The sequence below is a fragment of the Nostoc sp. genome, assembly GCF_036917455.1.
In the GTDB taxonomy this organism is placed as follows: Bacteria; Cyanobacteriota; Cyanobacteriia; order Cyanobacteriales; family Nostocaceae; genus Nostoc.
Genome location: NZ_JBALDK010000224.1, coordinates 19,873 through 34,781, shown reverse-complemented (window position 1 = coordinate 34,781; position 14,909 = coordinate 19,873). Strand labels below are relative to the sequence as shown.

The window sequence follows — 14,909 nt, the reverse complement described above, 5'->3', positions numbered from 1 at the left end:
TATTCGTGAATGAGCCTTTTATACTCGCTGACGAGTCTTTTATATTCGTGAATGAGCCTTTTATACTCGCTGACGAGTCTTTTATATTCGTGAATGAGTCTTTGATACTCGCTGACGAGTCTTTTATATTCGTGAATGAGTCTTTGATACTCGCCGACGAGTCTTTTATACTCGTGAATGAGTCTTTGATACTCGCCGATGAGTTTTTTATACTTGCCTCCCCTGCCCCCTTCCCCCTTCCACTAACGCAAAACTGCTTGATAGCGACCTAGAGCGATTAAAGGAAAGTATTGTTGATATAGATGATACTTGAGATAAAAATGGCAGGGGAAGCCAGTACCTGTAAAGTCTGCCTCAAACCAAGTACCATCTGGCTGTTGAGTTGCCACTAGGTAGCTAATTCCCCGCTCAATAGCCTCAAGAGCTAATTTACCAGTTGCTTCACCTGCTGCCAAGAGGCCAATTAAAGCCCAAGCAGTTTGAGATGCAGTACTATTTCCTTTTCCTTTGAGACTGGAGTCATCATAGCTGCGGCAAGTCTCACCCCAACCACCATCTGGGTTTTGACATCCCACTAACCAAGCTGCTCCCCGTTCTATACTGAGTTTATGCTTTTGAGGGTCAATCAAGGCCAAAGCTGACAAAACGCCACTAGTGCCGTAAATATAATTTACACCCCAACGACCAAACCAACAGCCTTCGCTTTCTTGTTCGCGTAGAAGATAAGTCAGCGATCGCTCTAAATTATCACTATCAATTGACAAATCACAAGCACCAAGCATTTCTACGACTCTAGCCGTAACATCTGCGGTGTTTGGATCGATCATCGCTTTTAAGTCACCGTATGGGATGGAGTTAAGCCAATCTTGGTCATTGTCCAAATCAAAAGCAGCCCACCCGCCTGGTTTACATTGCATAGATGCAATCCAGTTTAACGCACGAGCGATCGCAGCCTGCTTAATTTTTTCATTGGGGAGTTTCGCTATATGTAGTGCCATTACCACCACAGCCGAGTCATCTACATCGGGATAAAAGCGATTCTCAAACTCAAAAGCCCAAGCCCCTGGTTTTCCCTGACGATTTTTTACAGCCCAATCTCCGTAATCTAAAATTTGTTTTTGCAATAACCATTCTCCAGCTTGTACTACAGCCGGATGATCTGGTGCAAAGCCAGATTCTACTAAGGCACGCATCACCCAAGCTGTATCCCAAACAGGTGAAACACAAGGCTGTACTCGGTAGCTATTTTCTGTTTCAATGGCAAAGTTATCAATTGCTTGCAAACCTCGTTCCACAATGGGATCGTTTCGGTCATAATCCAGACACCGTAAAGCTAGCATTGAATTTAGCATTGCCGGAATAATGCCGCCCCAGTCGCCTGTAGCTTCTTGCCGTTCTAAAATCCATTTTTCGGCAGCTTTGATGCCTTCTTCGCGGAAGGGTACTAAATTCAGGCTTTCTGCCAACTTGAATCCTCGATCAAGGGTGAGGAATAAATCTGTCCAATCACCAGTTTGGGGTAATTCCCACCGGACTTGATCAACACCTTCAGCGTACAGTTCATCTAGGTTGATAGCTGGGTTGGTGAGAAAAACAGGTTTGCGATCACATACAATCAGTAATGGTACTGTGCTGGAACGTGCCCAGCTAGACATCTCGTAAATATTAACTGGGAAAGCTTTGGGCAACAGCATCACCCAAGCCGGTAGCGAGGGAATACCCCGCCAGTTGTAGCAGCCAATCAAGGCTAAGTGTAACTTGGTAAAAATCCGAGTTTTGCTGATACCACCCCGTTGAAGAATAAAAGCTTGCGCCCGAATCAGCGCCGGATCGCTTGCTGGTACACCTAGCAGTCTTAGCGCCATGTAAGCTTCAACTGAAGTGCTAATTTCTCCGCCATCACCGTAGTAAAGTTCCCAGCCACCATGCTGCCGTTGCTCTTGACGCAGATATGCTTCAACTTTGTGTAAAGGTCTGGTTTGGTCTGTTTCCCAAATCTTATGCAAAAGGACGGCTTCAGCAGTGATGGTGACATTAGATTCTAACTCTGCCCACCAGTAGCCTGCTGGATTTTGAATCGAAAGCAAATATTGTTGACTGGCTGCGATCGCATCTGCAACTTGGTTGACTTTTACCCTGTCTTGTGTCTGCATCAAAAACTATTTAACCTCAACACTCAACACTAATTTTGAACACGGCAATCCGATAAAAAGTTTTTTTTCCTCTATCCTTAGACATAGTATTGTGTCTGAGTCACTGAGAATTTGCAATAGGTCATGGATGTAATTGTATTAGGATTGATGCTGTTATCCTTGACAATTTGGTTAGGATTACTGTGTTTTTGGGGACAATTTTGGCGGACAGATCAGCAATTAGAGGTTACAGAAACTCAGCTAGAATCGTTACCTGTGGTTTGTGCCGTCGTTCCAGCCCGTAACGAAGCCCAATTGCTTCCAACTAGCTTGCGATCGCTCTTACTCCAAGATTATCCTGGTTCTTTCAACGTGTTTTTAGTAGATGATCGCAGCACAGACAGTACAGCAAATTTTGCCGAAAGGGTTGCACACGCTGTAGGTAAACCCCAGCAATTGCATATTATCTCAGGTGAATTACTGCCTCCTGGTTGGTCGGGCAAACTTTGGGCAGTAGAGCAAGGTATAAAGAGCGCTAGTAAATTTGCGCCTGACTATTTTTTACTTACCGACGCAGATATCGAACATGATCCTGGTAATCTTCGCCGACTCGTTGCCAAAGCTGTCCAAGAAGATTTAGACCTAGTTTCGGTAATGGTGCGACTCAGGTGTAAAAGCTTTTGGGAAAAACTTTTGATTCCGGCTTTCGTGTTTTTCTTCCAAAAACTCTATCCTTTTCGCTGGGTTAATAATCCAAATAATCCCACAGCTGCCGCAGCTGGAGGATCTATTCTGATCGCCCGTGACGCATTAGAGCGAATCGGAGGTATTCAAGCCATTCGCCAAGCTTTAATCGATGATTGCGCCTTGGCTCAAGCTGTTAAAAAGACTGAGAGACAAAGGGACAAAAAGACAACGGGAATAAACAATGTTCCATACCCCATTCTTACTCAAGGGCGTATCTGGTTAGGATTGAGTAACTTGACTCGCAGTCTGCGTCCTTATGACTCGCTGGCGACGATTTGGGATATGGTTGCCCGTAGTGCCTATACTCAACTGAATTATTCTCCATTAATACTGTTGGGGACTTTAGTAGGAATGCCTCTGATTTATTTAGTTCCACCTGTGTGTGTAATTCTAGGTGCAGTTTGGGGTAATTGGGCGATCGCACTTACGGGTTTATTAGGATGGCTATTGATGACTTTCGCTTATTACCCGACAATCCGCTTTTATAAATGTTCTGTCTGGTTCGCGTTGAGCTTACCTGCGATCGCTTTTCTCTATACCCTGATGACTTTAGACTCAGCACTACGTCACTGGCAAGGGCGCGGCGGCGCTTGGAAAGGAAGAGTTTATCCCAGTTCTGATAATTTATAATTGGGATAAAATTGAAGTATGCCGACAGTGGTTGATTAAAATAATTATGACAACCGCAACACCAACAAATAATCCTGTCATTGTCCCTAAAAAGCTGCCTTTTCTGGAGTCAATTTGTTGGCAAACTGCCGATGTATATCGGTTTACTTTAGAAGAAATGCTGAGTCGTTATGAGCGTGGCTGGCAATATCGCAACCTATTTAATAATCTTGAGGGTGAAGAACTGAATTTTATTCAGGAACTCGCCAGACGCTATAAATCCTGGTTGCAAGTTTGTTTATGACTTCGAGATTTGAACACCATAATAAAATTATCACAGTTCTTGAATGCTTAGATTCTGAAATACTTAAGAAGGGTTCTGCTTACTTCGGTGGCGGAACCCTTCTTGCATTTGAGTTTGAAGAATATCGCTGGAGTAAGGACGTTGATTTTATCGCTTCTGTTGGTACAGAAGGCTATAAGTACCTGCGGACAGTGGTATTTGAGGGTGGGCATGAAGCATTATTTTGTGATTTAAGTAAAATCCAAGTTGGACGTAGCACAACTGACCAATATGGAATTCGGATGATAGTTTTTGTAAATGATGTGCCGATTAAAACGGAAATTATTGCCGAAACTCGTTTTCAACTAGACCCACCAAGGTATCTAAACTGGTCGCTTGTACCTTGCTTAAGCTTCAATGACTGTTTTACCTCTAAGCTACTGTCAAATTCTGACCGTTACGCGGATAACAGCGTTGAGGCAAGAGATTTAATTGATCTAGCAATTCTCAGGCTGCAATCTCCAATCCCTCAAGCATCAATTGAGAAGGCTGAAAAAGCCTATGAGGTTATACGTCCTTTGGAAAGAGCGATCGCACTATTCCAACAAAGACCAGATTACAGAGAGAAATGCTTTCTTAGCCTGCAAGTCGATCGAGATCAGATACCCAAAATTATTGACGGTATTGATTTACTCTCTACAGATTTAGGTTTATCTCCCACGCCAAGGGCTTTTCGAGAACAACATGATATCTTTGCTGATTTAGAAACACAAATTGAAAAACGAAAAGATTCTTAAACAAGTAGCGATCGCCCATCCCTAAATTCTTGAAACTGTTTGTTTATCACTCGCAGGACTAACAGGCAATGGTTGAGCCGCTTTCAATACCGCATCCAGCAACCCTGGAAACAGCATCTCTAAATCTTCACGCCGCAGGATGTTAATGTGATGTGTCCCTTCTTTACGTGTAAAGACTATCCCAGACTCCCGCAAAATCTTAAAATGATTCGACATAGTAGACTTAGCGATCGCAAAATCAAACTGGGCACAGCATTGTTCCCCCTCAGTCGCCAGCAGCCGCACAATCTCTAGCCGCACTGGATCGCCCAATGCATAAAGGACTCCCGGTAAAGAAATATTTTTTCTATCTGGATGATAAAGAAATCTCATAGTTGCATTATCTCATCAGGTGGCATATATTTTTATTATTCGATATTATCGAATTATAGAATTAATTAGGAGGGCAATTTATGTCATCCATTACAAATGTCACGGAAGCCACATTCAAGCAAGAAGTTTTAGAAAGTGAAATTCCGGTCTTAGTAGACTTTTGGGCACCCTGGTGCGGCCCTTGCCGGATGGTGGGCCCAGTTGTCGATGAAGTTGCTGCGGAATACGAAGGACAGGTGAAATTTGTGAAGCTGAATACAGATCAGAATCCTACTGTCGCCAGCCATTATGGAATTCGCAGCATCCCGACGCTGATGGTTTTTAAAGGGGGTCGGCAGGTCGATACTGTCGTAGGGGCAGTTCCAAAAACGACTTTAAATAAGACCTTAGCACAGCATCTTTAATCTAGATACTGTTGTGAGATGCATTTAGTTAGCAGTCTTTTCTAATCAAGGGAGTCAGAAGTCAGATGTATTCTGACTCCTAACTCCTGTAGAGACGCAATTAATCGCGTCTCTACTCCTAACTCTTGTACAGATGCGATTAATTGCGTCTGTACTCCTAACTTTTGAATTCTGAATTCTGTTTCAATTAATGGGGAAAGAGCGAAATGGACTTGAAATTGCCTGGTAAATCCGCGCTGGTGAGTGGCTCAACCGCAGGAATTGGTTTGGCGATCGCCCTTGGGCTAGCTCAAGAAGGTGCAGCAGTGATTGTCAACGGTCGAACTGAGGAAAGAGTAACCCAAGCGATCGCCAAAATTAAGCATTGTACACCTGATGCGAAAGTTTCTGGTGTTGTTGCAGACGCGGGTACTGCATCAGGGATAGAGCAACTTTTGCAAAAAGTTCCTCATGTTGATATCCTGATTAACAATGTCGGTATTTATGAGCCAAAAACCTTCTTTGATATTACAGATGAAGACTGGTTAAAAATACTTGAGGTTAACGTTCTCAGTGGAGTTCGTTTGAGTCGGCAATATCTGCAAAAGCAGCTAGAGCAAAACTGGGGGCGAATAATTTTTATCTCCAGCGAATCTGCGATTCAGATCCCGGTGGAAATGATTCACTACGGCACAACTAAGACAGCGCAACTGGCAATTGCTAGAGGTCTAGCAGAAATGACTGTCGGGACTGGAGTCACGGTAAACTCCGTCCTCCCAGGGCCAACCCGCTCAGAAGGAGTTGAAGACTTTATTTCCCAGCTAGGACAGGAACGTGGTATTAGTTCAGCAGAAGTTGAGGCTGAGTTTTTTCAAAATGTGCGTCCAAGTTCCCTAATCAAACGCTTTGCAACTAATGAAGAAGTAGCAGCGATCGTAGTTTACCTTTCTAGTCCCGTAGCTTCAGCAACTAATGGTGCAGCTTTACGGGTAGATGGTGGTGTTATTCGGTCGATTGTTTAATATTTGAACCACATCTATCGTAGGGGTTGCCCTACCTATGTGGTCTATTTACTTATCTCCGAGATACGGGGTTCCGAATTTTGAATTTTGTTAGCGCAGCGTAAAGGCTTCTCTACGAGAGGCTGCGCCAACGGCATGGCTTCTCTACGAGACGCTGCGCGAACGTTTAGAGCGAGCGATCGAGCGTCATTTTGAATTGGAGCAAAGCGACATGACTACTGATATCAACTTATTTTCTTCTTACCAGTTAGGGAATCTGGAACTACCTAACCGGATAGTAATGGCACCCTTAACCCGAAATAGAGCAGGTAAGGGAAACGTACCACACGAACTTAATGCTACTTACTACGTCCAACGTGCTTCCGCCGGACTGATTATTGCTGAAGCAACACAGGTAACTCCTGAAGGACAAGGCTATCCCGCTACACCAGGAATTCATTCGTCAGAACAAGTTGAAGGATGGAAATTAGTAACCGATGCCGTACATCAGGCGGGAGGAAGAATTTTTCTGCAACTATGGCATGTAGGCAGGATTTCTCACCCAGACTTACAACCAAATGGAGTTTTACCTGTAGCACCTTCTGCGATCGCTCCGAAAGGTGATGCTTCTACTTATGAGGGGCCTAAACCCTTTGTAACTCCCCGTGCTTTAGAAACTTCAGAAATACCGCAGATAGTCGAACAGTACCGTCAGGGAGCGGCAAATGCTCTAGCGGCTGGGTTTGATGGGGTGGAAATTCACTCAGCAAATGGTTATTTAATAGATCAATTTCTCCGCGATCGCACCAATCAACGTACAGATAAATATGGCGGTTCCATTGAAAATCGCACCCGATTCCTGTTGGAGGTGACTGAGGCGGTAACTAGTGTGTGGGATTCTAACCGAGTCGGGGTACGTTTCTCTCCCAGTGGGACTTTTAACGATATAGGTGATTCCAATCCCCTAGAAACATTCGGTTATGCGGCTCAAGCGTTGAACCAATTTAATTTGGCATATCTGCATATTTTTGAGGCAACAGAGGCAGATATTAGACATGGTGGAATAATAGTACCCACCACTCATATCCGCGATCGCTTTACAGGTACGCTCATCGTCAATGCTGGTTATACTCGTGAAAAAGGCGATGCTGTACTGGCAAGCAAAGCAGCTGATTTAGTTGCCTTTGGCACATTATTTATATCGAATCCAGATTTACCCCGACGCTTGGCTTTGAATGCACCACTAAATGAACCTAATCAAGCAAGTTTTTATGGTGGCAGTGAAAAAGGATATACAGACTATCCATTTTTGTCAGCTGCTAATTCGTAATTCGTAATTCGTAGTTCGTAATTACTTGTCAGGGATGTAGGCAAGTTGTTTATTCTGAAACAGGGAATAATTTTTATTTTTGTTTCATGAATAAATAGATTTGGTTGTACTCTAATTACGAATTATTTGGTCAATAACTCAATTATCAGGAGAATCTCATGAGTCCAATCACTCAAACACAACCTTTAGATGTACCCAGTGCGATCGCTCAACGTCGTTCAATCAAAACTTTTAAACCAGACCCCATTACCCCAGAACTGCTCAAGCAACTGGTAGAGTTGACCGTAGCAGCGCCCAGTAGCTATAACATCCAAGACTGGCAAATTATTCTTGTGCAAGATGAGGCTCAAAAAGCAGCACTGTCAGCCGCATCTTTTAATCAACAGCAAATTATTCAAGCACCTGTTACCTTTGTCTTTGCTGCCGATCCTAACGCAAGCGAACAAAACTTGACCCCAATTATAGAGCAGGGACTCGAAACTGGAGCATGGAATGAAGGCACGGTAAATTACTTTAAAACCGCGATTCCGCAATTTCAGGCTGGGCTAGGCGAAAAGCGACGCGAATATGCGATCAAAGATGCTATTATCGCCGCTACCCATTTGGTTTTAGCAGCAGAAAGTTTGGGATTATCAACTTGTTTTATGAACGGTTGGATTGAGGATCAGGTAAAACAAGTGATTGATGCTGGAGATAATCCAGATTTAGCGATCGCTGTTGTTGTTCCTGTTGGCTATGCAGCCGAACCACGCTTAAATCCAGGTCGTTTACCATTCTCCTCCAACGTCTCCGTAGACAGAATCGGTAATCCATACCAGGGTTAGTTCTCTCTAAATTAGGCATGGGGCAAAAGAGGCGCAGAGGAAAGACTTACTAAAACTTCTCCTCTGCTCCTCTGCTCCCCTGCTCCCCTGCTCCCCTGCTCCCCACTCCCCACTCCCCACTATGTCCTTAGCCTCCTTCTTAGCGCGTCGTTCGTTCCACTATGGCTGGCTCGTTGCGGGTTTAACATTCCTAGCCTTGCTAGTGGCAGCCGGAATTCGCTCTGCTCCTGGAGTTTTTATAGTGCCTCTCGAACAGGAGTTTGGCTGGAGTAGAGCAACTATATCTTTGGCAATCTCCATTAACTTAGTTCTGTACGGATTAATTGGCCCTTTTGCTGCCACAGTTATGGAGCGAATCGGCATTCGCAAGATGATGGTATTCTCACTTGCTATCATTGCTCTCGGTGTCGGTTTAACCACTTTGATGTCAGCATCTTGGCAGCTAGTCTTGCTGTGGGGTGTAGTTGTTGGTTCTGGTAGCGGAGTTATTGCCCTGGTTTTGGGGGCTATTGTTGTCAATCGTTGGTTTTTTGAGAAGCGGGGTCTAGTTCTCGGTGTCCTAACTGCTAGTACAGCTACAGGACAACTGGTGTTTTTGCCCATACTGGCCTCAATAGCCGATCGCTTTGGATGGCGAACTGCGGCTCTGGTTTTGACTGGTGCAGCACTTCTAATTATTCCAGCGATCGCAGCTTTTATGCGCGATCGTCCGGCTGATGTCGGGTTGCGACCCTTTGGCGACAACAGCGAAACTGTAGAGATATCAAAGCCTAGAGCAAATTCTATCGCCTCTACCGTCAACGCCCTCTGGCTGGGAATGCATAAACGCGATTTCTGGCTGTTACTTGGTAGCTTTTTTATCTGTGGCGCAAGCACAAATGGGTTAATTGGGACTCATCTAATTCCTGCTTGTATTGACCACGGTATCCCGGAAGTCAAGGCTGCTGGTCTTCTAGCAATCATGGGACTATTCGATTTTTTTGGAACTACTATGTCCGGTTGGCTATCTGACCGATGGAACAATCGCTACTTATTATGCTGGTACTACGGACTACGGGGTTTGTCTTTAATTTTCTTGCCCTTCAGTTTCAACTATTCCTTCTATGGACTTTCCATTTTCGCCGTATTTTATGGACTTGATTGGATTGCTACCGTACCACCGACAGTCCGTCTTGTTGCCAATGCCTTTGGTAAAGAAAATGTCGGCGTAATGTTCGGTTGGATTGTCGCAGGACACCAGCTTGGTGCAGCCACAGCAGCATTCGGAGCCGGAGTCTTGAGAACTTGGTCAGGTAGTTATTTACAAGCGTTTATTTTATCAGGCGTTCTCTGTTTGATTGCCGCAGTTTCTGTACTGCAAATTGGTCAAACTCCCACTAAGGGTAATTCACAGCAATCTTCAGTCACGCTCAATTCTTAATCTATGAATGTCTTAATCGAATGGCATTAAGAAAAGCTCTAAGCTAGGCAGAATAGGCACTACAGGTTTAAAATATGGCAATAACAGCTTTAATTGTCGGTGCAGGTAGCGGACTGAGCGCTTCTTTAGCCCGCTTATTTGCTAAAGAAGGATTTACCGTAGCTTTAGCGGCTCGCGAAATTGAAAAACTCACTCAATTAAGCAGTGAAATTGGCGCAGTTAGTTTCGCTGCTGATGTTTCAAAGCCAGATGAGGTAGAACAATTATTTATTGATATTGATAATAAAATTGGTTCCCCGAATATTGTCGTTTACAATCCTAGTTTTCGGGTACGGGGGTCTCTTGTTGATTTAGACCCTGGTGAGGTAGCAAAAACCTTAGATGTAACTGCTTATGGTGGCTTTCTTGTTGCTCAAGCTGCTACCAAAAGGTTTTTGCAGCTTGGCGGCGGTGCTATATTTTTTACTGGAGCCTCAGCGAGTATTAAGGGTTATCCTCTGTCTGCTCCCTTTGCAATGGGTAAATTTGCACTGCGCGGTTTGGCTCAGAGTATTGCTAGAGAATTAGCACCAAAGAATATCCATGTGGCGCATTTTGTAATTGATGGAGCAATCCGTTCAGCAGATCGCCAAGATCCATTAGATAATCCTGATAGTACTCTTGACCCAGATGCGATCGCTCAAACTTATCTCAGTATTCTACGCCAGCCCCGCAGTGCTTGGACTTATGAAGTAGAACTACGTCCTTGGGTAGAGAACTTCTAGCCTAGACAATTGTTACAAGGATGGTTTTGCAGGTATGAAAATTGATTTTGGTGCAACTGCTGTTGATTATGCAAAACACCGCGCTGGTTTTCCCAGTTCATTATTTAACAAACTGTCTGAATATGGTATAGGTTTACCAGGGCAGAATATTGTTGATCTTGGTACAGGAACCGGAACATTAGCGCGGGGCTTTGCTGATAGAGGTGCTTATGTAATTGGCATAGACCCATCAGCATCACTTTTAGAACAAGCCAGACAGTTAAGCGAATCTGCCCAAATCAAAGTAGATTATCGAGTCGCAACTGCTGAGAATACCGAGTTATCAGACGTAAGTGCCGATGTAGTCACTGCTGGACAATGTTGGCATTGGTTCGATCGTCCGCGTGCTGTCCAAGAAATTACTCGGATATTGAGAAAAAATGGCTCACTTGCGATCGCACATTTTGATTGGATACCCTTAAAAGGTAATGTAGTTGAAGCCACAGAACAACTGATCCAGGCTCATAATCCCGCCTGGAATCTGGCTGGCGGTAATGGCTTACATCCCCTGTGGTTACAAGATATTGGCGAAGTTGGATTCCGAGATATCCGCACATTTTCTTACGATGTATTTGTATCTTATACACACGAAGATTGGCGGGGACGAATTCGGGCTAGTGCTGGTGTGGGAGCCAGCTTGACACCAGAAAAGGTAGAAGTATTTGATCGAGAATTGGCAACATTACTCGAAGCAAAATATCCTACACCAGTCCTTCAGGTTCACCATAGAGTTTGGGCAGCGATCGCCAAAGCACCAGAATCTAATTCGTAATTACGTACAACACAATCACACAATTTTAGGAAAAATAACCATGATCGATCTTTATTATTGGGCAACCCCAAACGGTCATAAGATCACGATTTTTTTGGAAGAAGTCGGCTTGGAATATAGCATAATTCCTGTGAATATTAGCGCTGGGGATCAATTTAAGCCCGAATTTCTCAAGATTTCTCCTAATAATCGGATGCCTGCGATCGTTGACCCTCAACCAGCTGATGGAGGTGCGCCGATTTCAGTATTTGAGTCTGGAGCAATCTTGCTATATTTAGCAGAAAAAACCGGGAAATTAATCCCCCAAGATTTACGCCAACGCACTCAAGTTTTAGAATGGTTGTTCTGGCAAATGGCAGGGTTAGGGCCAATGGCGGGACAAAATCATCACTTTAGCACTTACGCTCCCGAAAAAATTGAATATGCCATTAAGCGTTATGTGAATGAAACGGGACGTTTATATGCAGTACTGAATAAGCAACTAGCAGATAGAGAATTTGTAGCTGGCGATTATTCCATCGCCGATATTGCTGCTTATCCCTGGATTGTGGCCCATGAGATTCAAAGTCAAAACCTAGAAGATTTTCCTCACCTCAAGCGGTGGTTTGAGACAATTAAAACCCGTCCAGCAACAATTCGCGCCTACGAGAAAGCAGAAGCATTCAAAACTCAAGCCCTCGATCCAGAGAAGTTACGAGATTTGTTATTTAACCAGTCGGCGAAAACTATTCAACCTTGAGCCTAATGAAATTGTCTTATGGGTATGGAAGGAGGCTTGATCCCGCATTTCTCACAAGCTTAAGGGGAAGGATGGGCAGAGGGGCAGAGGAGCGGAGGGGCAGAGGGGAAAGAACTTGGTATTTGAACTCTCCTCTGCTCCCCTGCTCCCCTGCTCCCCTGCTCCCCTGCTCCCCTGCTCCCTTGCTCAAGCGCAGGCTTAATCGAGATTGGGTGAAAAGTCTTCTTGTGTCTAAGTTTCATCATCTGTTGATGTCCTAACCACCAAGGCTTGTGCCATAGCATCGGCAGCACAAGATATAGCCGTTTCGTTCTTTGCCTTTAGCTTGTTTGTCGGACAGAGAATCGGCGTAGTAGTATTTGGTAGGATTGTAGATAACTTCAGCTACATTTATTGTTTTATTGTAGTTGATATAGCGATCGCTCTGCTCTGTGTTTGGTTAGTCAAGCAGAAGCAATACAGCACTTGACTTGAATAGTTGTAATTCAAGACTCCCCGCTTCCCCCGAAGTTCCGATCCTGTTAGAATCCATCGATGTCAAAAAAGCAACATCTCTTAAACAAAAAACCCGGTTGGTCTTTGGATGAGCGAGATCCAAAGTTCATAGAATCTGTAATGCCTCTATTGGGCTTTTTCTATAAGTACTATTTCCAAGTTAAAACTAGTGGCTGGGAGAATGTTCCCCACCAAGAAAAAGTCCTGTTTGTTGGTTCGCACAATGGCGGACTCTCATCTCCCGATATGGCGATGGTCATATACGACTGGTTCAGACGATTTGGTGTAGAGAAACCCGTTTATGGTTTGATGCATCCCAAGGCTTGGCAGGTTAGCACACCATTAGCGCAGCTGGTCGCCAAGGCTGGAGCAATCATTGCTCATCCGAAAATGGCTTACACTGCCTTGCACTCTGGAGCTAGTCTGCTAGTTTATCCAGGTGGAGCCGAAGATGTCTTCCGTCCGCATTATTTGCGTAACAAAATCTACTTTGCGGGGCGGCAAGGATTTATTAAGTTAGCGTTGCGAGAAAATGTGCCGATTGTGCCTGTGATTTCCTGGGGCGCTCACGATACGCTGATTGTATTGGCTGATTGCTACAAAATTATGCAGCAACTCCACGAATGGGGAATGCCTTGGTTGCTTGGGATCGATCCAGAAGTTTTTCCAATCTATCTTGGGCTACCTTGGGGATTAGCAATTGGCCCCTTGCCCAACATTCCATTACCTGTACCCATGTACACGCGGGTTTGTCCGCCAATTGTATTTCAACGCTACGGCCCTAAAGCAGCTAGCGATCGCCACTATGTCAATGAATGTTATGAATTAGTTGTTAGTCAGATGCAGCAAGAGTTAGATGACTTAGTGGAGCGAACTGCTAAGACCAATTCTCTATGATGATACATATTAATAATTTAGCTGGATAAGACAGAAGCCTCACACCAGAATGGCACGCTTGTAAAGGGAAAATCGTTGAACCTCTTGGGAGCAGGGGAGCAGGGGAGCAGGGGAGCAGAGGAGCAGAGGAGCAGAGAAGAAAGAATAAGTTTTAGGTATTGCGTTCGGATATTTAGAAATTCCCCTCTGTACCCTTGCCCCCCTGCCCCTCTGCAATCCTTACGCTGCATACTCTTCAGCTTAACTTAGTGCCATTCTGCTCTGAGACCCTTTTGGCAAGGGAATTCCAGGATTTTTCTCCCTCTGCCCCTAGCCAGAACTGCTCCCCTACCTCTTCAGTCAGAGCGATCGCCACAGTGAATCTGAATCAAGATGGTAGATTTTCGTACAACTTGGGTAATCTAAAAGCAGACATCGCCTAAGTGCATCAGGAATTTTATTCTTTTTTATAAGTGCCTTTTAACTTTTGCTTTGTTCGGTGAATGCGGTATTGCAATCACTCGCACTCATCTAAATTGTGCAATTTATCTGGCTGCTTCTGTCATTTGGCTCAATTGATGACACGCCCTAGCAGTACTACTTTTATTCCCACTGCGTTTAATGGTAATACTCCTGGTGATGGTGGCTTAACAGTAGCAGATCGAGGTATTGCCCTTGCTCTTGGTTCTAGCAATCCCACTGTTTACCTCACTAATATAGACGACGCAAGCGATCGCGGACGCTTTTATGCTGTCAACGATCCAACCCCATCATACTGCGGTACTAACACCAACGGGGCTGTAGTTGTGAATATCACATGTAGTCCAGATTTACCCAAGTTAGTCAAAGATTTTTACGGCTTTGTTCGCTTCTGTGCCAAGGTAAAATAATAAAAAGTTATGAGTTACGGTGTTGCTGAATTATGGGATGATTTTGTCTGATACGGAACGACTTTTCAATGAAATATGCAACGCCTAAATTTTTAACTTCTAACTCCTAACTATTTCCCTACCCGCCGCTAACTGGTGGAATTAGCACCACTTCATCACCATCTTGTAGTAGAGTATCTGGTTCGACAAATATTAAATTAATACCAAAACGGGTGATGTCTCGCCATTGAGAGAGTTCGGGGTGTTCAGCTATGAGGCTATCGCATACTGCCTTGACTGGCATACTATTAGGAAATTCCAGCACCATTTCTGAAACCTTAAAGGCTTCTTGATAAGCAGCAAACAGTTTGACGGTAACGGTAATTGCAGATTTAGACATACAACATGCTTTAGCAGTACCAGCAAGTAGTTTAATACCTGACAAGCACCCTGAACT

Annotated in this window: 16 protein-coding genes; 13 read left to right on the top strand and 3 right to left on the bottom strand. The window is 44.3% G+C overall.

Annotated features, from left to right (window positions below; translation table 11 throughout):
* Positions 1-242: 242 nt before the first annotated feature.
* Positions 243-2,153: a squalene--hopene cyclase gene (gene shc, locus V7K42_RS24795; protein ID WP_334919913.1), complete on the bottom strand. Its 1,911-nt coding sequence runs from the start codon at positions 2,151-2,153 to the stop codon at positions 243-245.
* A gap of 123 nt (positions 2,154-2,276) precedes the next feature.
* Here shc and V7K42_RS24790 point away from each other — a divergent pair, with 123 nt between their 5' ends.
* Genes V7K42_RS24790 through V7K42_RS24780 form a run of 3 tightly spaced genes read left to right on the top strand, consistent with a single transcriptional unit; the run spans position 2,277 to position 4,568 of the window.
* A complete protein-coding gene (locus V7K42_RS24790; RefSeq protein ID WP_334919912.1) occupies positions 2,277-3,509 on the top strand; it encodes a glycosyltransferase in 1,233 nt (410 codons plus the stop codon).
* Between the two features lie 46 nt (positions 3,510-3,555).
* Positions 3,556-3,792: a hypothetical protein gene (locus tag V7K42_RS24785; protein ID WP_334919911.1), complete on the top strand. Its 237-nt coding sequence runs from the start codon at positions 3,556-3,558 to the stop codon at positions 3,790-3,792.
* Positions 3,789-4,568 (top strand): nucleotidyl transferase AbiEii/AbiGii toxin family protein, encoded by a 780-nt coding sequence (locus tag V7K42_RS24780; RefSeq protein ID WP_334919910.1) that lies wholly within the window; start codon positions 3,789-3,791, stop codon positions 4,566-4,568. Before V7K42_RS24785 ends, V7K42_RS24780 begins: the two co-directional genes overlap by 4 nt.
* Before the next feature lie 21 nt (positions 4,569-4,589).
* Here the strand turns inward: V7K42_RS24780 and V7K42_RS24775 are convergent, their stop codons facing one another.
* On the bottom strand, positions 4,590-4,940 hold the full coding sequence (locus V7K42_RS24775) for an ArsR/SmtB family transcription factor (protein ID WP_094345837.1): 351 nt from the start codon (positions 4,938-4,940) through the stop codon (positions 4,590-4,592).
* Between the two features lie 80 nt (positions 4,941-5,020).
* Between V7K42_RS24775 and trxA the strand changes: the two genes are divergently transcribed.
* The 10 genes from trxA to V7K42_RS24725 all read left to right on the top strand — a co-directional run bounded on the left by trxA (position 5,021) and on the right by V7K42_RS24725 (position 14,473).
* On the top strand, positions 5,021-5,344 hold the full coding sequence (gene trxA, locus V7K42_RS24770) for a thioredoxin (protein WP_012412473.1): 324 nt from the start codon (positions 5,021-5,023) through the stop codon (positions 5,342-5,344).
* Positions 5,345-5,550: 206 nt separating this feature from the next.
* Positions 5,551-6,345, top strand: coding sequence for an SDR family NAD(P)-dependent oxidoreductase (locus V7K42_RS24765; RefSeq protein WP_334919909.1), 795 nt, complete (start codon positions 5,551-5,553; stop codon positions 6,343-6,345).
* Between the two features lie 211 nt (positions 6,346-6,556).
* Positions 6,557-7,654: an alkene reductase gene (locus V7K42_RS24760; protein ID WP_334919908.1), complete on the top strand. Its 1,098-nt coding sequence runs from the start codon at positions 6,557-6,559 to the stop codon at positions 7,652-7,654.
* A gap of 158 nt (positions 7,655-7,812) precedes the next feature.
* Positions 7,813-8,478: a nitroreductase family protein gene (locus tag V7K42_RS24755; protein WP_334919907.1), complete on the top strand. Its 666-nt coding sequence runs from the start codon at positions 7,813-7,815 to the stop codon at positions 8,476-8,478.
* 121 nt (positions 8,479-8,599) lie between these two features.
* Positions 8,600-9,898: an MFS transporter gene (locus V7K42_RS24750; RefSeq protein WP_334919906.1), complete on the top strand. Its 1,299-nt coding sequence runs from the start codon at positions 8,600-8,602 to the stop codon at positions 9,896-9,898.
* A 74-nt stretch (positions 9,899-9,972) separates the two neighbouring features.
* Complete coding sequence (locus tag V7K42_RS24745) at positions 9,973-10,662, top strand: SDR family NAD(P)-dependent oxidoreductase (RefSeq protein ID WP_334919905.1); 690 nt, start codon at positions 9,973-9,975, stop codon at positions 10,660-10,662.
* A 34-nt stretch (positions 10,663-10,696) separates the two neighbouring features.
* Positions 10,697-11,473, top strand: coding sequence for a class I SAM-dependent methyltransferase (locus V7K42_RS24740; RefSeq protein ID WP_334919904.1), 777 nt, complete (start codon positions 10,697-10,699; stop codon positions 11,471-11,473).
* A 40-nt stretch (positions 11,474-11,513) separates the two neighbouring features.
* Positions 11,514-12,212 carry a glutathione binding-like protein gene (locus V7K42_RS24735; protein WP_334919903.1) on the top strand — a complete coding sequence of 233 codons (699 nt, stop codon included), beginning with the start codon at positions 11,514-11,516 and terminating at the stop codon, positions 12,210-12,212.
* A gap of 534 nt (positions 12,213-12,746) precedes the next feature.
* The gene (locus tag V7K42_RS24730; protein ID WP_334919902.1) at positions 12,747-13,604 is read left to right on the top strand and encodes a lysophospholipid acyltransferase family protein; all 858 of its coding nucleotides are present in this window, start codon (positions 12,747-12,749) and stop codon (positions 13,602-13,604) included.
* Positions 13,605-14,161: 557 nt separating this feature from the next.
* Positions 14,162-14,473: a hypothetical protein gene (locus V7K42_RS24725; protein ID WP_334919901.1), complete on the top strand. Its 312-nt coding sequence runs from the start codon at positions 14,162-14,164 to the stop codon at positions 14,471-14,473.
* Between the two features lie 118 nt (positions 14,474-14,591).
* On the opposite strand, the gene V7K42_RS24720 is transcribed toward V7K42_RS24725, so the two are convergent.
* Positions 14,592-14,852 carry a MoaD/ThiS family protein gene (locus V7K42_RS24720; RefSeq protein WP_334919900.1) on the bottom strand — a complete coding sequence of 87 codons (261 nt, stop codon included), beginning with the start codon at positions 14,850-14,852 and terminating at the stop codon, positions 14,592-14,594.
* Positions 14,853-14,909: the final 57 nt, after the last annotated feature.